The sequence below is a fragment of the Shewanella oncorhynchi genome, assembly GCF_012584455.1.
GTDB classification, from domain to species: Bacteria; Pseudomonadota; Gammaproteobacteria; order Enterobacterales; family Shewanellaceae; genus Shewanella; species Shewanella oncorhynchi.
The window spans coordinates 252,998-271,539 of sequence record NZ_JABAEB010000004.1 but is presented as its reverse complement, the minus strand read 5'-3'; the positions used below and the strand labels follow the sequence as shown (position 1 = coordinate 271,539).

17 protein-coding genes and 1 pseudogene are annotated in these 18,542 nt (G+C 41.3%); 10 read left to right on the top strand and 8 right to left on the bottom strand.

What is annotated here, in order from left to right; genetic code table 11:
• Nucleotides 1-18: 18 nt before the first annotated feature.
• From HGO26_RS07900 to HGO26_RS07880, 5 genes are read left to right on the top strand one after another with little or no spacing between them, the layout of a single operon-like run.
• A complete protein-coding gene (locus tag HGO26_RS07900) occupies nucleotides 19-1,128 on the top strand; it encodes a glycosyltransferase family 4 protein (protein WP_168824402.1) in 1,110 nt (369 codons plus the stop codon).
• A 1-nt stretch (nucleotide 1,129) separates the two neighbouring features.
• Entirely contained in the window at nucleotides 1,130-1,912 is a 783-nt protein-coding gene (locus HGO26_RS07895; RefSeq protein ID WP_168824400.1) for a glycosyltransferase family 2 protein, read from the top strand.
• 15 nt (nucleotides 1,913-1,927) lie between these two features.
• A complete protein-coding gene (locus tag HGO26_RS07890) occupies nucleotides 1,928-2,683 on the top strand; it encodes a glycosyltransferase family 2 protein (RefSeq protein ID WP_168824397.1) in 756 nt (251 codons plus the stop codon).
• 19 nt (nucleotides 2,684-2,702) lie between these two features.
• A complete protein-coding gene (locus HGO26_RS07885; RefSeq protein ID WP_168824395.1) occupies nucleotides 2,703-3,869 on the top strand; it encodes a nucleotide sugar dehydrogenase in 1,167 nt (388 codons plus the stop codon).
• Nucleotides 3,870-3,905: 36 nt separating this feature from the next.
• Complete coding sequence (locus tag HGO26_RS07880; RefSeq protein ID WP_168824393.1) at nucleotides 3,906-4,916, top strand: NAD-dependent epimerase; 1,011 nt, start codon at nucleotides 3,906-3,908, stop codon at nucleotides 4,914-4,916.
• Between the two features lie 352 nt (nucleotides 4,917-5,268).
• Here HGO26_RS07880 and HGO26_RS07870 read toward each other — a convergent pair whose 3' ends face one another.
• Nucleotides 5,269-5,964: a HutD/Ves family protein gene (locus HGO26_RS07870; RefSeq protein WP_168824614.1), complete on the bottom strand. Its 696-nt coding sequence runs from the start codon at nucleotides 5,962-5,964 to the stop codon at nucleotides 5,269-5,271.
• Between the two features lie 209 nt (nucleotides 5,965-6,173).
• Complete coding sequence (locus HGO26_RS07865; protein ID WP_113940966.1) at nucleotides 6,174-6,626, bottom strand: copper resistance protein NlpE; 453 nt, start codon at nucleotides 6,624-6,626, stop codon at nucleotides 6,174-6,176.
• 259 nt (nucleotides 6,627-6,885) lie between these two features.
• Here HGO26_RS07865 and HGO26_RS07860 point away from each other — a divergent pair, with 259 nt between their 5' ends.
• The 5 genes and pseudogenes from HGO26_RS07860 to HGO26_RS07840 all read left to right on the top strand — a co-directional run bounded on the left by HGO26_RS07860 (nucleotide 6,886) and on the right by HGO26_RS07840 (nucleotide 11,890).
• The gene (locus HGO26_RS07860; protein WP_168824391.1) at nucleotides 6,886-8,427 is read left to right on the top strand and encodes a DUF3369 domain-containing protein; all 1,542 of its coding nucleotides are present in this window, start codon (nucleotides 6,886-6,888) and stop codon (nucleotides 8,425-8,427) included.
• Nucleotides 8,424-9,794 carry a GAF domain-containing sensor histidine kinase gene (locus tag HGO26_RS07855; protein WP_168824389.1) on the top strand — a complete coding sequence of 457 codons (1,371 nt, stop codon included), beginning with the start codon at nucleotides 8,424-8,426 and terminating at the stop codon, nucleotides 9,792-9,794. Before HGO26_RS07860 ends, HGO26_RS07855 begins: the two co-directional genes overlap by 4 nt.
• A gap of 216 nt (nucleotides 9,795-10,010) precedes the next feature.
• Nucleotides 10,011-10,178, top strand: a pseudogene (locus HGO26_RS07850) (sugar phosphate nucleotidyltransferase); the annotation flags it as partial.
• Nucleotides 10,179-10,222: 44 nt separating this feature from the next.
• Nucleotides 10,223-10,762, top strand: coding sequence for a dTDP-4-dehydrorhamnose 3,5-epimerase (gene rfbC / locus HGO26_RS07845; protein ID WP_168824387.1), 540 nt, complete (start codon nucleotides 10,223-10,225; stop codon nucleotides 10,760-10,762).
• Between the two features lie 33 nt (nucleotides 10,763-10,795).
• Nucleotides 10,796-11,890, top strand: a complete 1,095-nt coding sequence (locus HGO26_RS07840; protein ID WP_168824384.1) for an NADH:flavin oxidoreductase/NADH oxidase — start codon at nucleotides 10,796-10,798, stop codon at nucleotides 11,888-11,890.
• 108 nt (nucleotides 11,891-11,998) lie between these two features.
• Here HGO26_RS07840 and HGO26_RS07835 read toward each other — a convergent pair whose 3' ends face one another.
• From HGO26_RS07835 to panB, 6 genes are all read right to left on the bottom strand, one after another.
• Nucleotides 11,999-14,344, bottom strand: a complete 2,346-nt coding sequence (locus HGO26_RS07835) for a YjbH domain-containing protein (RefSeq protein ID WP_168824382.1) — start codon at nucleotides 14,342-14,344, stop codon at nucleotides 11,999-12,001.
• Nucleotides 14,344-15,129 (bottom strand): capsule biosynthesis GfcC family protein, encoded by a 786-nt coding sequence (locus tag HGO26_RS07830; protein WP_168824380.1) that lies wholly within the window; start codon nucleotides 15,127-15,129, stop codon nucleotides 14,344-14,346. The genes HGO26_RS07835 and HGO26_RS07830 overlap by 1 nt, the downstream gene beginning before the upstream one ends.
• A gap of 10 nt (nucleotides 15,130-15,139) precedes the next feature.
• A complete protein-coding gene (locus HGO26_RS07825) occupies nucleotides 15,140-15,850 on the bottom strand; it encodes a YjbF family lipoprotein (RefSeq protein WP_168824378.1) in 711 nt (236 codons plus the stop codon).
• 145 nt (nucleotides 15,851-15,995) lie between these two features.
• Complete coding sequence (locus HGO26_RS07820) at nucleotides 15,996-16,235, bottom strand: hypothetical protein (RefSeq protein ID WP_131523124.1); 240 nt, start codon at nucleotides 16,233-16,235, stop codon at nucleotides 15,996-15,998.
• Between the two features lie 194 nt (nucleotides 16,236-16,429).
• The gene (locus HGO26_RS07815) at nucleotides 16,430-17,554 is read right to left on the bottom strand and encodes a patatin-like phospholipase family protein (protein ID WP_028761134.1); all 1,125 of its coding nucleotides are present in this window, start codon (nucleotides 17,552-17,554) and stop codon (nucleotides 16,430-16,432) included.
• 136 nt (nucleotides 17,555-17,690) lie between these two features.
• Nucleotides 17,691-18,533 carry a 3-methyl-2-oxobutanoate hydroxymethyltransferase gene (gene panB / locus HGO26_RS07810; RefSeq protein WP_168824376.1) on the bottom strand — a complete coding sequence of 281 codons (843 nt, stop codon included), beginning with the start codon at nucleotides 18,531-18,533 and terminating at the stop codon, nucleotides 17,691-17,693.
• Nucleotides 18,534-18,542 lie beyond the last annotated feature (9 nt).

Below are 18,542 nucleotides of genomic sequence, written 5' to 3'. Positions count from 1 at the left end.
TGAAATTATAAGGCTGTTATGAATAAAGTTTTATTTGCGAACACTTCCTTTTTACCTGCTATTGGCGGTGTTGAAAATTCAATCCGAAGTTTAATTAAAGTTTTTTCTGAAGCTGGTTGGGAATGCCATCTAATCACAAAAGAATTGGACTCTAAGTATACGAAGAGTAACGTAAAAATAAGTTATTATAATAATAATAACGTGATATCCAATAGAGGTGTTTTTCGGGTTTTGTTGCGAATTTTTGATTTATATAAGTTCGATGTGGTTATTGTTAGGCATCATTTGTTAGCATTTCTGATTGCATTTCTTTATAAAGACTATATTTATGTGATTCCTGGTATTTATGAGTTTCAAAATATACAAGAAAATAAAGGTATTATTTCAAGATTAAAATTTTGGATTCATGTATGGATCCAACGTCACGTTATCAAAAATTGTAAGAATAATGTTGTTTTTAGTTCGGAAATGCATGATCAAGTTAGAAGTTTTAATAAAATATGCCCTTTACTAAAGTTTAAACCTGGTGCAGATGAGCAGCGTTTTTATAGATTAGCTGATACAAAGCGACAAAAGATTAGGCAGGAATGTGGCTATAATGATTCTGATATTGTTATCTTTGGTATTGGTAGACTTGTTGATGTTAAAAACTTTAAATTGGTTATAGAGTCGCTTGTGCATCTACCTAATCATTTTAAACTTTTACTCGCTGGTGAAGGACCCGATAAAGTTTTGTTAGAGGCACATGCTTCAGCATTAGGTTTATCTGAACGAATTAATTTTTATGGTAAAGCAAGTCAACCTGAACAACTATACGGTTCTGTCAATATTTTTTGTCTTCCTTCAACTTATGAGCCGTTTGGGCAAGTTCTATTAGAGGCGGCTTTTTCGTCTCTTCCCATTATCGCCATTGACTCAGATCTTTCAGGTATCAATACTGCAACAAAAGAGGTGTTTAGTGCGTATAATGATCTTGTTTTTTTCGCTGAGAATGACCCTTGTTCTTATGCTTTGCAGATAATTGAAGCCTCTAAAAAATTACCAGATGCTGATATTGTTGATAAATTCAAATCTGATTATTCTTGGGCAACTCTGAGAGATAATTTAATTTTACTTGGCAATAAATAATATGATTTTAGAGATGCTTTATGCCACTTGTGGTGAACGTATTTTTGAACTGTTAGACAATATTCCGGAACCTAATCCTCGATTGAAAATTTTAATTGTTCATCAAATTAACTCTCAAAATGAGAGTGTTGAACATTTTTTTAGTGAAAGAGATGATGTTCGATATTTTTCAATGTTTGAAAAGGGCGTTACTAAAAGTAGAAATTTTGCTCTAACACATGCAATTGGTGACATTGTTTTATTTTGTGATGATGATGTTGTATACACAAATTTTGTTGAGCAGTTAATCCAAATCTATGAAGTTAATCCATCTATTAGTGGTGTAACTCTGAGTTATTCAACTCCTGCATTTGGTGTCTTGCCTAAATTTAAAAAAGTATCTTTTATTCATACTTTAAGCACTATATTAAGTATCGGGACTATTGAGGTTTCTGTGAGACTTTCTAGTGTTAGGAGTGCTGGAGCAACTTTTCCAGAGGATCTCGGTGCTGGAACTAAGTTTTTTTGTTGTGATGAACCAGTGTTTTTAAGTAAATTGATTAAATTTGGTTCCAAAATCATCTATTTTCCTTTAACTATTGGTCTACATCCCGATGTCTCTAGTGGTCTTGGCTTGAATAGCTATCCTGCTCTATTCTCTAGGTTAATAGCATTTAGATATATTTATGGTTACCTGTTTGGTACATTAGTTTTTTATGCATTCTGCTTAAAAAACTTCCATAAGTTATCCCCTAGGTTATTATTTTTCTCCTTGTTTTCAATCTTTATATTTAACCCTCAATAGTGCAAGCGAGGTTTTATGTTGTTTGACAGACCTTCAGATGAGCCCTTAGTTTCCATCATAATGCCTGGTTATAATAGTTCATCCTTTATTGAAGACTCGATTAGATCTGTTTTGAATCAAAGTTATTTGAATTGGGAGTTACTATTTGTTGATGATGGTTCTACAGACGGTACTTTAGAATTTGTTAAATCTTTTAATGATAAGAGGATCAAAGTATTTAGTCTAGGGTATAATTCAGGATCTCCTACCGAACCTAGAAATTTTGCTATTGCAGAAGCAAAAGGTAAATATATTGCTTTCCTTGATGCTGATGATACCTGGGAGCCCAATAAGCTGGATTTACAATTACATGCAATGACTACAAGCAATGTTTTAGCCTCACATGGTTATTACTATAGAGTACGTAATAGTACTATTATTGGTGTTGTTGAATCCCCTTCGTTAGTTACTTATAATATGATGTTGAAATCTAATAGAATAGGTAATTTAACAGGTATATATAATTGTCATGTTTTAGGTAAGTTTTATCAAAAGAATATTGGGCATGAAGATTTTGCTATGTGGCTTTCAATTTTATCTAAAACTAACTCCATCGGTGTTATGACTCCTATTGCAAAATATCAAGTTTCTGAATCTAGTATTTCATCCAATAAGTTTAAGGCTAGTATGTGGCACTACGAAATTCTTAGGAATGAAGCTGGGTTGTCATTTTTTAAAGCTTCCTTTTTTTATGTTTTTTACCTTTTTTATGCTGTTGCAAAACGGTTTTGATTTCAGGGTTATAAGTTAAATGAAAATAGCTATAGCGGGAACAGGGTATGTTGGTTTATCAAATGCAATGCTGTTAGCGCAGCATAATGAAATTATTGCTGTTGATATTATTGAAGAGAAAGTAGCTTTACTTAATAAAGGTGTATCACCCATTGTAGATACTGAGATAAGTAGTTTTTTAGCCAATAAATTACTAAATTTTACTGCTACATTGGATAAAGTCTTAGCTTATCAAGATGCTGAGTTTGTAATCATTGCTACTCCAACCGATTACGATCCTAAAACCAATTACTTTAATACATCTTCTGTTGAATCAGTGATTCAGGATGTATTGACGATAAACCCCAATGCTGTAATGGTGATAAAATCAACTGTGCCAGTGGGTTTTACCGTGAAGATTAAACAAAAGTATCATTGCGATAATATCTTTTTTTCGCCAGAGTTTTTGAGAGAGGGGAAAGCGCTCCATGATAATTTGCATCCATCACGGATTATTGTGGGGGAGCGTAGCGAACGTGCAGAAGTCTTTGCTAATTTATTAGTGCAAGGAGCGATAAAAAAAGATATTCAGGTATTATTTACCGATTCGACTGAAGCTGAAGCGGTAAAATTATTCTCAAATACCTACCTTGCTATGCGAGTTGCCTATTTTAATGAACTTGATACTTATGCAGAGACTCATGGCTTAAATTCAAAGCAAATTATTGAGGGAGTGTGTTTGGATCCGCGTATCGGTGACCATTACAATAACCCCTCTTTTGGTTATGGTGGCTATTGTTTACCTAAAGATACAAAACAATTACGGGCTAATTATGCCGATGTACCTAACAGCATTATTGGTGCGATTGTGGATTCTAATACGACGCGTAAAGACTTTATCGCTGAGTCCATTTTAAGTCGCGATCCTAAAGTAGTGGGTATTTATCGTCTTATCATGAAGTCGGGTTCTGATAATTTTCGTGCTTCGAGTATTCAAGGGATTATGAAGCGCTTAAAGGCTAAGGGCATAGAAGTCATTGTTTATGAACCTGTATTAAAAGAGGCTGAATTTTACCACTCCCGTGTGGTGACAGATCTCGCTGAATTTAAAGTTATGGCTGATGTTATTGTGTCGAATCGCATGGCTAAAGAGCTTGCGGATGTTGTTGGCAAAGTTTACACCCGTGATTTATTCGGTAGCGATTAATTTTGTTGAGTTAAGTGCTGAATTTAGGATGTAAAAATGAAATATTTAGTGACAGGTGCGGCAGGTTTTATTGGAGCGAAGGTTTGTGAAAGGTTGCTGAGTTGCGGCCACTCTGTTACTGGTATTGATAACTTAAATGACTATTATGATGTTTCTCTGAAATTAGCTCGGTTAGCACTTATCGTGAGTGATACTTCATTTACATTCATTAAGTTGGATATAGCGGACCGTGACCTTGTTTCGCGTTTATTTATTAATGAACGTTTTGATCGGGTTATACATTTAGCGGCGCAGGCTGGTGTTCGTTATTCAATTGAAAATCCAATGGCCTATGCTGATAGTAACTTAGTGGGCCATCTTAATATTTTAGAAGGGTGTCGACATACAAAAGTACAGCATTTGATTTATGCTTCATCTAGCTCTGTTTACGGCCTAAATGAAAAAACACCATTTTCAACCTCTGATTCTGTTGATCATCCTGTATCCTTATATGCGGCGACCAAAAAGTCTAATGAGTTGATGGCACATAGTTATTCGCACTTATACAATATGCCTACTACTGGCTTGCGATTTTTTACTGTGTATGGCCCTTGGGGGCGACCTGATATGGCGCCCTTTATTTTCACTAAGAAAATACTAGAAGGTCAACCAATTGATATTAATAATAACGGTGATATGTGGCGTGATTTTACCCATGTTGACGATATTGTTGAAGGGGTTGTGCGTATTGCAGATGTGATACCTAGGCGTAATGAACATTGGAAGGTTGAAACTGGCACGCCCGCTGGCAGCTCTGCCCCTTATAAAGTGTATAATATCGGCCATGGAAGCCCGATTAATTTGATGGATTTTATCCAAGAGATTGAAAGGGCGTTAGGTAGGGAGGCCATTAAAAATTACAGGGAAATGCAGGCCGGTGATGTTTATAAAACCTATGCCGATACGGCGGACCTGTTCATTGCAACTGGCTATAAAGCTAAAGTTAGCGTTCGAGAAGGCGTTCAGAGTGTCGTTCATTGGTATCGTACTTACTACAAAGTGAGTTAACTTTGTTAGAGCTAATATAGATGTACACGCTTTTATGATGGCCGAATTTTTTAGATTCGGCTTTTTGTTTTGCTAACCTTTTACTTTTTGGGTTAGCGATATGCGAATACGCATTACCAGTGGAGCCTGCTTTATCGGTTCTGCCTTGGTCTTTATGCTGATTGGTCAAACGACGTTACAGACCTGTGCATGATGTGCGTTATGCTATTGTTGCGAGCAAGATCCAGCGAGAACTTGGTTGGCAACCATTAGAGTCCTTCGATTCTGGGCTCAGAAAAACTGTCGAGTGGATAGTGGCTTGGTATTTTAACGCGCCAATTGAGTAATATTGGAGATTAACCTGTAAATACTGTTATAGGGGACGGGCAGTAATAGACACTTTAAGTAGTCGACTTGGTCTTGTTGCTTTTAACCTTATGCCATCGCCTTGTTGGAAAACGAGAACATCATAGGGCATGATCTTGATAACCTTGCCATTGTGCTCCCATGTCATGGTATCTAAACAGCAAAGTATTTGGATGATAGGGACGTAAGATTCAGTTTTTTGCAGTTCATTTTGGGGGCTGTTTGAGGTTGTAATCTGTTCTTCGATAAATGTGTCATCAAAGCTAAGTTTTTGTGTATGCGCTTTAAATGCACCGCGTTTGGTCATGACATTGAAATCAATAACATCACAGCCTAATAATTGACTTGTTATTGAGGTTTCACCAGCAAAGCTGAATGGGCTATCTGTGGGTGTGAGTCGCTTATACTCAGTTGTATCTGTATTTCCTGATATCTTTTCTCCAGCTCCAAGGCCATTTATCTGTTTTGTCCCTTCATAACTCTTGATGCTGAGTTCAACACCTTCGCCTTCCAGAATGACCAGTTGCCTGTCTATACCAATAAATGAGGAAAAGGGTCCGTTGCTGCTAATACTTGCAATGCTGATCCGATAGTCAAATTCAGTAAGTTCGGCATTGATGGGGGAAATGAGTAGCTGTTTTGTGCTTCCACCACCATTTTTCCATGGCGTTGATGGGCAATCTTGATAGCGGATCAGTTGCATGGTGTTATTCAAAATAACCTCTTTATTATTTAAGAAGGTTTGTTTCGCCTTTCTTAGCTTCACAACTTCTAAAGCATGGCTTTGCGATTGCAGAACATCTCTGCGTGACTTACGGATAACGGTACGGGTGCTTTGCTCTTTTGGTCAGTGCAGCGTTCCGTTATCCATAATCTAATACTGCAGCTGAGTGCTAGCTGCCAGATCTGCTTTTATAGACCTTTCTTTTTCAACACATAATTTGCAGCAAGTTCGCCGGTGATCCGTTTGCCTTCAGTGTCTAACATGATCAACTGATTTTCACCGACCAAATATTGTGTACCATCTTCTAGGGTGATTTTCTGGCCCAGTTCGTCCCATGTCACTTTGCCCATCAGTTTTAAAATCTTTTCATCTTTACCTAAATAAACTGTTTCTTGAACAAAGCTATTATCAGCTTGCAAAGTGATTAGGGTTTGCATTCCTTCACAACTGGCGCAAGGCAATACGCCTTCATAACTACCTGCCCAATCGAGCGAGTTCTGGCTGGTATCACCTACTGGGACGGATTTTGCCGCTTCTGTTTGAGCTTGGGCTGTATTGACTGCCGTTTCTTCTTTTGGGGCTTCTGAGCAAGCCGTGGTGAATAAAGCCAGCAGTGCGATGTAACATAGTGATTTTTTCATAGTAGCTCCAATAGAAATTTTGGGAATTATGCATTAAGTGCACTCATCATACCCGCCAAGACTAGGTTAGGCTAACTTTTGCTATTTCTATTTTTATAACAATAACTTAAGTTGTTTTTGTGTGGATTTTAAGTGGCCAGTATGTTAGTTGTTAGTCCTAAGCGGTAATCAACGGGATGATAATTTATCCTTTGAAACTAGTCACTTTCAAGATTGAATCTATACTAAAACGTAACTATTCATCGTAAACGGTGGTTTTGTGGCGTTATTTAAGAAAAGTGCTGATGTTATCGAAGATACATCCCATAAGCCTAAACAAGGCATTTGGAAGGTGGCCATTATTGATGATGAACCTGGGATCCATGATGTCACTCGATTTGCGTTAAAAAATCTGACCTTAGATAATCGAGTCTTGCAGTTCTACTCCTGTTACAGCGCTGCTGAAGGTTTAACATTATTTCAAACGGAATCAGATATCGCCTTGGCCTTTATTGATGTCGTCATGGAAACCGATCATGCAGGCTTAGAGCTAGTCCAAAAAATTCGCACTGAATTAAATAACCACAGTACCCGCATTATTTTGCGTACGGGTCAGCCGGGGCAAGCACCTGAAGAGCAAGTTATTCGGGATTTTGACATTAACGATTATAAAGCTAAAACAGAGCTCACCGCCGCTCGGCTTAAGTCTTGTGTGTACACGTCATTGCGCTCCTATCGCGATATAAAAATTATCGAGCAAAGCCAAAAGGGGATGGAAAAAGTGATTGCTGCTTCCACCTCTGTACTTAAGAGCCATACATTGCATAACTTTGGTAGTGCAGTGCTCGAACAGACCTTGCAGCTGCTCAATCTTGAAAGCTCGGCTCTTTATCTCACGAGTTATCATCAAGACCTTTACCTCGATACTCAAATGAATCTGCTGGCCGCCACGGGAGATATGATCAGTTACTTTGAAGGTGGCAGCGTTGAGACTCTGCCAGGGGATGTGCGGGAACATATTATTGAAGCGATAGCGCTAAAAACCTCGCTGATCCGTGACAATATTTATGTTGGATTTTATGAGCTTAGTGGCCATGTCACCAGTATTCTCTATTTACAACACAACACTAAGTTAACGGATTTTCAAGTCAGCATTCTTGAGCTATTTGCGGCAAATGTGAGCTTAACCTTTGAGAACTTATCGGGTCGCGAAAATGTGCAGCAGACACAAAGGGAGCTAATTTTAATCATTGGAGATGCCATTGAGCAGCGCAGTAAGGAGACGGGAGCCCATGTGCGCCGCGTAGCGCGCATGACAGAAATGCTCGCGATTGCCATTGGTATGAAGGCAGACTTTATCGAAACCATTCGTTATGCGGCGCCTCTTCATGATGTAGGCAAAATTGGTATCCCTGAGAGTATTTTGCATAAGCCCGGTAAACTCGATGCCGAGGAATGGGCGATTATGCAAACCCACGCAGAGAAGGGTTATAACCTGTTGGTTGGCTCAAATCGTATTATTGCCAAAATGGGTGCTAGAATTGCTTATACTCACCATGAACGTTGGGATGGGCAAGGTTATCCCCGTGGGCTATCGCAAGAAAACATTCCTATTGAAGGCCGCCTGATGGCGATTGTTGATGTCATTGATGCTTTGCTTTCCAAGCGAAGTTACAAAGAGGCTTGGTCAGTTGAGGCGGTGCGCGAGTACATCTTAGCGCAATCGGGTAAACAGTTTGATCCCATGTTATGTGAAGCCAGCCTTGATTTGTTAGATGTGTTTGCCTCCCTACATATTCATATTCCGGACGAGCCGCTATGACCCGAATGCTTGATCGAATTTTATTTGATGTCAGTAAGTCTCAGGTTATTGATGAGGGTGATCTCATTCAAGCATCACAACTTATCGTGAGCTCAATTTGTAAGGGATTACTGATCTCTCGGGCGGGCATTTGGTTGTTGAGTCCGGATAATCAGAGCATCGCTTGTTATTATTCACTCGACAATCAGCAGCCACAAGAAGCGTTAGTGCTCACTCGCGCGCAGTTTCCCCATTACTTTAGCCTGCTCGACAATGAGCGCACAATTGTCGCCAATAAGGCGCAAACGGATCCCGCCACTAAAGAATTTGTCGAAACCTATCTGAAACCGAATCAGATCAGCTCTTTGTTGGATAGTCCTATTCGTCACCACGGAAAAATGGTGGGGATTATTTGTTCTGAACATCAGGGTGAGGCGAGGGAATGGACTCGGGATGAGAAGGCCTTTGCCTCGGCACTCGCCGACCTTTTTGGTCGAGCCATGAGTGCTAAAGAGATCATTGAATATCAGCAACAGCTCAAGCTCATTAATACCGATCTTGAGCATAAAGTTGAGCTGCGCACCGCAGAGCTTGAAACGGCATTATCGACTTTAAAATCAACCCAAAAGCACTTAATTGAAAATGAAAAAATGGCGGCCTTAGGCAGCTTAGTCGCCGGTGTTGCCCATGAAGTGAACACCCCCCTTGGCATAGCTGTCACATCCGTGACCCATTGTTTGGATGAGTTATCCCTATTGAAAGGACTCTTTGAGAAAAACGAGCTTGATGAGGATAAATTTGTCAGCTTTATCAATACAATGCAGGATGGTTTATGCTTAATTGAACGTAATCTTTCCCGTGCTGCAGAACTGGTGCATAACTTCAAGCGCACTGCTGCAGACCAATCGATACTGGAACGCGAGCGCTTTAATCTGAAGAATTATATTTTTCAGATATTTAGTTCATTAAAACCCTTGATGCGTAAGAAAAATATCACTTTAAAAGTTGAACTTGACGATAATATTTTTATTGATTCTTATCCTGGTGCGATCGCACAAATTTTCACTAACTTAGTCGCGAACAGTTTTCGCCATGCTTTTCCCGATGATTTTGTCGGTGATAAGCAAATTGTGATAGTAGTTGAAAAAATGGCTTCGCAGATCAAGATGATTTATGAAGATAATGGTGTAGGTATGTCCGATGAAGTGAAAGCCAAAGCATTCGAGCCCTTTTTTACCACAGCAAGGCAGAGTGGTGGAACAGGTTTGGGGATGTCGATTATTTATAATCTGATCACACAAAAACTGAATGGTAATGTGTCACTCTTCTCTGCGCCTAATCAGGGGTTACGTATTGAGATGCTGATCCCTGAAAGTAGTAAGGGTTGAGATAGGTTAGCGTCTTCTTATATGTTTATTAAGTAAAAGACGAATTGAAATCTTACTGAGCCAACATGGTATTTACCTTTTGCGGTTTACTATTCTGTTGCGTTGTTTTTCCTGCATTAACAGCCAACAGCCCTGTTATCTGTTCTTCCTGCTCGCGACATTTTGTATGCTACAATCTTGGCACTTCAACATGGCTTATCAATCCTAAATATTTCAATGAGAAAAGGCATTTTACTGGCGGGCGGTACTGGCTCGCGTCTTTATCCTATGACGCAGGTTGTCTGTAAGCAATTACTGCCCATTTATGATAAACCAATGATTTATTACCCTTTGGTCACACTTATGCAAGCTGAGATTAGGGATATATTGATCCTTTTTATACCCTACTATTTCGCTGTTTCGCGCATAACTCTATAAGCAGGTATTGGATGAAATATAGCGAAACAGAATTAGCCGAAGTATTGGTGTTTGAACCCCAAGTATTTGGTGATGAGCGTGGTTTTTTTAAGGAAACGTTCAGGCAATCTTATTTCGATGCTTGTTTTACAGCAATAGGACTTCAGTCTCCCGTATTTGTGCAGGAAAACCAGAGTCGTTCGCAATACAATGTACTACGTGGATTGCATTTTCAACAGCGTAAGCCACAAGGTAAATTGGTGCGAGTCTGTGCAGGGAGCATCTTTGATGTTGCTGTCGATATTCGATTTAATTCAGCAACCTATGGTAGATGGGTTGGGCGAATGTTATCGGCAGAGAATCACCTGCAAATGTGGATCCCACCGGGCTTTGCGCACGGTTTTTATGTCCTCAGTGATTATGCTGATGTTATTTATCAATGTACCCAATATTATGATCCTGAAGATGAAAGCGTTTTAGCTTGGAACAGTGCTGAGTTTGCCATTGATTGGCCATTAATTGCCGCACCGATTTTATCCACCAGAGATAGCATCGCCAGTACACCCTCATAAAGCCAATCACTGCTTGTATTAAAAGGAACGACAATGAGTTTATTATTTTCGCCTTTAACCTTAGGTCAACTCGAGTTAGCGAACCGTATTATCATCGCGCCTATGTGTCAGTATTCTGCAGAAAACGGCCAAGCAACCGATTGGCATACGATTCATTTAGGGAGCATGGCGTTATCGGGTGCGGGAATGCTCATTTTAGAGGCTACCGCTGTTCTGCCCAATGGCCGAATTTCCTATGCAGATTTAGGCCTATGGGATGACAAAACGGAGGCTGCTTTAGATAAAACCCTCAAATCTATTCGCAAGTATTCAAGTATGCCAATGGCGATACAACTCGCCCATGCGGGGCGTAAAGCATCAACTCGAAAACCTTGGGAAGGTGGCGGCACTATTGCACCCGATGAACATAATGGTTGGCAGACGATAGCGCCTTCCGCGCAGGCTTTTAACGAAGGTACAGCATTACCGAGTGCGATGACATTGGATGAAATTGATGAGCTTATATTGGCATTTGTCAGCTCGGCGCAACGTGCCGAACGATTAGGGCTTGATGCGATTGAACTCCATGCTGCTCATGGTTATTTACTTCATCAATTTTTATCCCCATTATCGAATCAACGCATTGACCAATATGGTGGCAGTTTAGAAAATCGTTTGAGTTTATTATTGGCCGTGTTCGATGCAATTAAAGCAGTGATATCGCCTAAGATGGCACTCGGTGTGCGGATATCAGCGACTGATTGGGTCTATGGCGGTTGGGATTTAGCCCAAAGCCTAGTATTGGCAAAAGCATTAGAGGCCCGAGGCTGTGATTTTATCCATGTGAGTACAGGTGGATTAAGTCCATTACAACAAATTCCAGTTGCAGAACACTTTCAAGTGCCTTTTGCCGAAGCCATAAAAGCTGAGGTAAACACACCTGTGATTGCCGTGGGATTAATTACGGATGCCAATAAAGCAGAAACGATTCTGGCACACGGGCAGGCTGATGCTATTGCACTTGCTCGCACTATGCTCTATGACCCACATTGGCCTTGGCATGCGGCAGCAATATTAGGTGCAACTGTGAAAGCGCCGCCACAGTACTTACGTTCATCGCCACATGGGATTAAATCGCCAATAAAGTAGTGAGCTAATTTGGCAGTGCAGATTTTACTATTGTAAGTTAGTCCTAATAGCAGAAAACAAAACGGGCAAGAATTATCTTGCCCGTTTTGAGGTTTTACTGCGTACTAATTATTTAATGGGGTCAACACTGGGTCTGGTATACCAAGGCGCACGTGCATCAGTTACATCGAACAAGTTGTACTTACGGCCAAGCATTTGACCGCCGTCGCGGGTCAACGGCATCCATGATAGGAAAGCACGACTATGGGTAGACTTAACCGTCATTAGATCGAATGGGATTGAAATATAGAATCCCTTGGTAAAGCTTCCCTCACCGTATTCATCTGCCGATAGATTAGTTTTAGTCGCAAATGCGCCGACGATAACACCACTATCAAACTGTTTAGAGAAATCAACCGTCACGCCTTTATCCTCGGTGAGATATTGTCCAGCACTGACTCTGAGTAAGGTGTTAGGAAACCACTCCGGTTGGTAATAAGCCGTTGCATGTCCAGTCACTACGCCAGTCTGAACTCGATAGGCACGATTGGTCAGCGGGTCAAATTGATTTTCATCCTTAAAGAACCCAAACATGCTATCGGGATCTCGCTGCTTAGCATAGTTAACATCGAACCCAAAGGCCCATTGACTATTAAGTGGGCGATATAGAAACTCAGTACCAACACCGCCATACATCATCTCTAAATAGCCACCATAGGCTTGATAGGAAATATTATCGCTAAGATTGTCCATCCAAGTGAGTTGCAGGTTATTAACTCTCACTGGGTTATCGTGAACATATTGACGGATTAAGGTTCTTACGCGTTTTAAGTCGGTGCCGTCTGGTGGCACGTCATATAAAAACTTATCGTAGTTATCGTATAAATTAAGGTAGAGAGAACCGCCAAATTCGAAGTTATCGGTAAATCGATAGTTGGCACTACCTGTAACACCGATATTAAACATGTAGAAGCCTTCCGAACCACCGAAGGATTGCACCATAGTTGGTGAAATATCAAAGCCAAGCTTGTCTAACCAATTTTTGTCTGAGTTTGTGACTAGTTGGCCTTGAGGTAATGAAGGGACACTGACTTGACTTGCGTCTGTTATCTTCGCATTCAGATAGCCAAAACTTACTACTTGCGCAAATTTTTCCGCATCAATACGAGTTTCGGTAATTGGTTGGCTATAGTGAGTTTCAATCAAGCGATACTCTTTGATTCGAGTTAGATCGCTATTGTTGGCGAGTATGGTTGCCGCCCTTTGATGGGCTTCATTTCTATCTCGAAACTTAGTTTGCTCACCAACGACAGTGATGCTGTCAGAGTCGAGGTAAATTTTAGGATTATTATAGCCCGCAATGGATTGTAGATCCTGTGCTACTTTCGACCAGTTAATTGCTGTTTCTAACATGCCCTCTTGTGGCTGCATTAAATGAACGTCAGCGATTTCTGTTGCGGTATCTAAGGTGGCGCTGGCTATTGCAGGCGTTTGTTCTGAAGAATTAACACTATCTAATGGCGTATTGGTTGTTTGCACATGTGTTAACGGTGCCGCAGGAATTGGCTTATATTTCGCTGCTGCAGGATCGCGTTTAATCTGTGTTAACTCATTAAAATTCGTTTGTAGGCTAAAACCAAGCGTCCAAGTGTTTCCGCGCTCATAGCTTAAATGCAGATCTCCCCAATCTCCGAACCGATATAATAGGCCATAGTTAAATTTGCTGTCCTGTGGCATAGCAATACCGCCGCGAACAACAGGAAAATCGGATTGGTAGTCGTTACCATCGTACTCGACTTTGACGCGTAGTGGGTCCCAAGGCGTTTGATATTCGACACCGCCGAAGAGGGCCGCGCAACCTTTAAACCAACGTTGATAATCAACTGTGCCGCCTGTACCACCTACGGACGTATCTCGATCGCAGTTATAGTTGAGATCTTTTTTATCCGATGTCAGGTTGCCGCTATTACCGATATATCCCCAGCCAATACCTAAGGTGAAATCTAACGGCCCAACTCGTTTAGTCGCCGCAATAAACTCAGCATCGAATAATCCGGTGCCACCAAAGTCGCGGACACCAATCGAGGTTTCTGGTAGCCAGTTGCTTTCTTCAAGTAGACGGACTTTAAAGTCTATGCCCTTATCCGTGTATTTTGTGTTTCCACTAAAACTGGGGTCGCTACTATAGAGTAAGTCTTGTACTTGGGTATAACGAACTGTGGTTTCAAACCAAGGGAAAAGTTGTACAGAGGCCGTAAAGTGTTGGTATTCGTCGTTATAGCTAGTGGCAAAATTAAACTCGCCTTCAGGTGCCATACGCCCCGTTGGCATCTGCATTAAACCAACACCGCCAAAATCTGATTGCGAGGCTAAGAGTGTGGGATAGCTAAATTCATCGGCAGTCGCATGTAATAGTGGCAAAAGTGCCAAAGATAGTGCGAATAGACGACCTAAAGAATGGAGAGAGTTTTTCATTACAGAGCCCGATTCCTGAGTAATTCAATCATGTTTTCATTCAAACTCGTGTCGTCACCAAAGCCGCTTGAAAACTCAACGTAAAGTGTTGCCCCAGGTGCAATATCCTGAGTCTGATGGTTCCAATAGGCTATAGGTTGTTTTATTGCCTGTCCATCGGGTTGAATTATCCATATAAAACTAGTTTCAGCATTATCTAGTATGCCTGCTTGCTTGAGGTAATCTTTGCTACTTAGTTGATTCTGCCATGTAAAACTCCCCGTTTGAGCCACTGCACCAAGTACGGTGACGGTTGTTGGACGAGGCGGTAAAATTAATAGAAAACGACCATTAATCAGCGCATTATACGAATCATTAATTCGAATAACATCAACATCCAGTGGTTGTGTTACGCGTTGTCCAAGTTTTAAGTTGCGAATGAATTGTGCAAGTTTAGCTAGCTTGGCGATGTAAGCACTGTCGTCTTTAGCTTCGCCCATTTTGGATAGCAGGGTTAAGACTTGCTGGCGTTTAGTCTCTAATACGGTGGTATTCTCAATATCGAGTAATGCTGCACCTAACCAATAAATAGGCACGACTTCATTTTGATTGGTTTTATTATATTTTGGAAGTTGGACTAATCCATCTTGCACTATTTGCTCAATACGCACTGCTGCAGGATAGTTCAGTTGAACCTGAGCATCTTGATTTGTTGATGTGCTGATGAATAGTTGAGTTTCAGCCTGAACAGTTGTCGTTAATACCGAACTAAGTACAAGGGCCAATGGCGCTATGTAATATCTCATAATGGTTCCACTAGGATGCAAATGGCTTAAGTAAAGTGATATCAATAAAAGGTAGATTTGGTGCTATCTTCTGGCGACTTTTAATGACGTGTCCATTATCTGGTTTTAACCAAAATTCATTTTGATACTGGATATTCAGGCCTTCCACTGATACTCGCTCACTGTAATGCAGTGCTTGAGTTGGCGTATCGTTGATTAGTATCTCTTCCTCGGCAATAAAAGCAAACTGCGAGTTAATCTTATATCCATAATGGTATCCTGGCTGCCAATCAATAGTTCGAGTCCAAGTTTTAGGGGTACTGCTTAAATGCAAACCTAAGAGAATAGGATCGGGTTCAGAGCTTTCTATTGCGGCTAAATTGCCAGTAAGTAGACTTTGAGTTTTTACTAAACGTCCGTTCACTGTCACTAACATAGCGTTATCCGCGGAGAGCCATTTTAGCTCAATTACTTCTGGTACGGGTCTGACTGAGGTGAGAGTTTGTTTCGGTTCCGCAAAGGCTAAAACAACAAATGCTTGGGGTGTGTCATCAATCTTGACATAAATGCTGGCATAGGGATTGGCTTTCACTTGCTCGGTTGTGAGCTTAATATCGCTATCACCAATGAAAGCCAATTTTATCGTATCGTTGAGGGCGCTAATTCGTTGACTACAGCCAGAAATTCCCATTAATGCAATGGAGGCTGTGAGTAGTGATAGTAGTTTTTTATTTATACGCATCCGAGTTGCTTATTCTCAATAGTCATAAATATCAAATGTAGAGAGAGGTGAGTCTTATTTCAAGAAATGGAGCAATTCCTACTCTCTAGAGAAACAAAAAAAACAACCGCCAGTAGGCGGTTGTTTGATAGCTATATCAGACTGATTAGTTGCCAGTACCAGTGGTAGTGTTAGTACCTGTACTCGTGATTGGGTTGCCATCAGAGCTGTTAGAGATTGCAACAGCACCGGCAATCGCAGCACCAGCAGCAACAGAACCTGCAACGATTAAACCAGTGCTGTTAGCTGCAGCGTTAGTGCCTGCTGCTTTGCCTTCAACTGCATTTGCAGCCATAGAGCTGAATGCTGTGATTGCAACGATAAGTGCTAGTGAAGTTTTTTTCATCGTGATTCCCTTTTTGAAAAAATGTGCATGATTTTCTGATAATCTAGTACAGCATAGTAAGCGATGCAAACAAAATTATCAATGTTAAATCCATCTTCTTGCTCATGCGAAAGTTTGAATTTCGGTACTAATATTCAAGCTATATCTATCCATTTGGCATGATTTTTAGTGAAGAAACTGATTAAGTCGTTAGCTTATTTTAAGCAAAAGAAATCTTTAAGTTCATCGATTTTTTCCATGGCATCTTTATAGCCTAAGTCGATTAAAGCGCTGGTATACGTTTTTTCGAAGAGTAGGTAGGACACAATACTTGAGTCTGACTGCCTGTCTATGCCGATGAAGCCGAGTAAGGTTTTGACGGCCCATGGCATGTCATCATAGAAGCGGGCAGCAATTTTGCTGAGATCTTCGCTAGGTTTGATGACTAGGGCCTTAATCGGATGCAAGGCGAGTTTGTTACGGCTTGACTCAGGAATTAGGCTTAAAGTGTTATTGATCCTTTCTAGTCTCTCAAGGTCGCTATTTAAGGTATCTGAAAAGATGGTATCGAGCAGATGACCCGCTATGGTCGCCGTTTTTGGGTGATATTCTAGTTCCATAGGAAAGTGCTTGTGTGGGCTCTCTAAGTTAATGACTAAGAGTTTTTCGGCGCCTAAATGAATAGGGCTTGAGAGCGGTGCTAGCTGATGGACTGAACCATCACCATAATAGGCTTGGTTGAGTTTAATGGATGGAAATACCATAGGGATTGCCGAACTGGCGAGTAGGTGCTCGGTATTGAGCATGATACGTTCGCCACTGCGACGGGCACGGGTCCAGTTTTCGATTTCTTTCGCGGCTTGGAAAAAGGTCACTGAGCGAGAGTTATTATAACAAGAGGCATCCACACTTAGCGCTGTCAGTGAGCCATTACGGATATTACGATCGATACGTTTAAAGTCGATAAGCTCATTGAGTAAGCCTCTGAGTGGATCATTATCGAGCAGACTGCCTGCATCGGTATTGACCTTATCATCTTGCATGCCTTTGAGGGCCATTTTCGTTAGATGGCTGAGAACGCCTGTGATCGAAGCTCGGTAGACTTTTCGAGTTTCAAAGTGACGCCAAACCCATTCGAGTTTTCTGACACCAAGGTGAAAGCAAGAGGCATGGGTCGCGATAGCGGTGCCATTGATGGCACCCGCAGAGGTTCCGCAAATAATTTTAAAGGGAATACCATGATTGCGTGGATAAAGCTGGACCAGTGCTTTTAACACGCCGACTTGGTAGGCGGCCCTAGCGCCGCCACCGCCTAAGACTAATGCAGTTGATGTAGGCAATCTTCAGACTCAATTTATTGTTTTAATAGTTTTATTAAAGCAACCCCCCCCTATAAAAAGCAAGTCGGTAGACTCAATTAGTTGCAAATTTCGATTTATAGTTTATTCGATTGCTTGATCATTTAACTTTAGACAATTAATCCGCTGTAACTTTGGTCGTTTTGCTGAGGCCAAAGCAATGCTCCAATGTTGGAAACTCACCCGTTCTCACTTCTTGGGCATATTGGGCGCAGGCCTTAGCGATCAATGGTCCTAAGTCGATATAGCGTTTAGCAAATTTAGGCGTGTAGTCAGAAAATAAGCCTAAGATATCCTCAGTCACGAGCACTTGACCATCGCAGGCGGGTGAGGCGCCAATACCTATGACTGGGATTGAGACTCCTGCCGTAACTGTGCGCGCCGCGAGCTCGGATGTGCCTTCAATCAGTATGCTAAAAGCGCCAGCTTGCTCAAAGTCTTTCGCTAAACTAACGAGGGCTTCGATGGCGGCAGCATCCCTTGCTTGGGTTTTAAATCCACCCAATTGATTCACGTGTTGCGGCATTAATCCTATGTGTGGCATTACAGGGATCCCTCGCTGGGTTAAAAAACGAGTGGTGTCGAGCATCTCTGCGCCCCCTTCGAGTTTTACCGCCTGCGCGCCTGTGCGTATCAATACTTGGCTGGCATGTCTGAAGGCTTGCTGAGGCGATTCTTGATAACTCCCAAAGGGCATATCGATAATAACGCAGGCATGTGCTGCGCCGCGAGTAACAGCAAGACCATGATTAATCATCATTTCTAAGGTGACCCCGAGTGTAGAGTCTTGCCCATAAACCACCATGCCGACGGAGTCGCCGACGATAATCATATCCACATGGGGATCGATAATTTCTGCCATCGGTTTTTCATAGGCGGTGAGAGCAACTATGGGGGTTTTACCTTTCATTTTTTGTAATGTAACGGGCGTTACGCGGTTTTTATCCATGTGGATACTCATGTCATCTCC

Bases quoted from the DNA above. Each gene is read 5' to 3' on its own strand.
- HGO26_RS07900 (WP_168824402.1), top strand. From the start codon at position 19: ATGAATAAAGTTTTATTTGCGAACACTTCCTTTTTACCTGCTATTGGC.
- HGO26_RS07895 (WP_168824400.1), top strand. From the start codon at position 1,130: ATGATTTTAGAGATGCTTTATGCCACTTGTGGTGAACGTATTTTTGAA.
- HGO26_RS07890 (WP_168824397.1), top strand. From the start codon at position 1,928: ATGTTGTTTGACAGACCTTCAGATGAGCCCTTAGTTTCCATCATAATG.
- HGO26_RS07885 (WP_168824395.1), top strand. From the start codon at position 2,703: ATGAAAATAGCTATAGCGGGAACAGGGTATGTTGGTTTATCAAATGCA.
- HGO26_RS07880 (WP_168824393.1), top strand. From the start codon at position 3,906: ATGAAATATTTAGTGACAGGTGCGGCAGGTTTTATTGGAGCGAAGGTT.
- HGO26_RS07870 (WP_168824614.1), bottom strand. From the start codon at position 5,964: ATGCAACTGATCCGCTATCAAGATTGCCCATCAACGCCATGGAAAAAT.
- HGO26_RS07865 (WP_113940966.1), bottom strand. From the start codon at position 6,626: ATGAAAAAATCACTATGTTACATCGCACTGCTGGCTTTATTCACCACG.
- HGO26_RS07855 (WP_168824389.1), top strand. From the start codon at position 8,424: ATGACCCGAATGCTTGATCGAATTTTATTTGATGTCAGTAAGTCTCAG.
- rfbC (WP_168824387.1), top strand. From the start codon at position 10,223: ATGAAATATAGCGAAACAGAATTAGCCGAAGTATTGGTGTTTGAACCC.
- HGO26_RS07840 (WP_168824384.1), top strand. From the start codon at position 10,796: ATGAGTTTATTATTTTCGCCTTTAACCTTAGGTCAACTCGAGTTAGCG.
- HGO26_RS07835 (WP_168824382.1), bottom strand. From the start codon at position 14,344: ATGAAAAACTCTCTCCATTCTTTAGGTCGTCTATTCGCACTATCTTTG.
- HGO26_RS07830 (WP_168824380.1), bottom strand. From the start codon at position 15,129: ATGAGATATTACATAGCGCCATTGGCCCTTGTACTTAGTTCGGTATTA.
- HGO26_RS07825 (WP_168824378.1), bottom strand. From the start codon at position 15,850: ATGCGTATAAATAAAAAACTACTATCACTACTCACAGCCTCCATTGCA.
- HGO26_RS07820 (WP_131523124.1), bottom strand. From the start codon at position 16,235: ATGAAAAAAACTTCACTAGCACTTATCGTTGCAATCACAGCATTCAGC.
- panB (WP_168824376.1), bottom strand. From the start codon at position 18,533: ATGAGTATCCACATGGATAAAAACCGCGTAACGCCCGTTACATTACAA.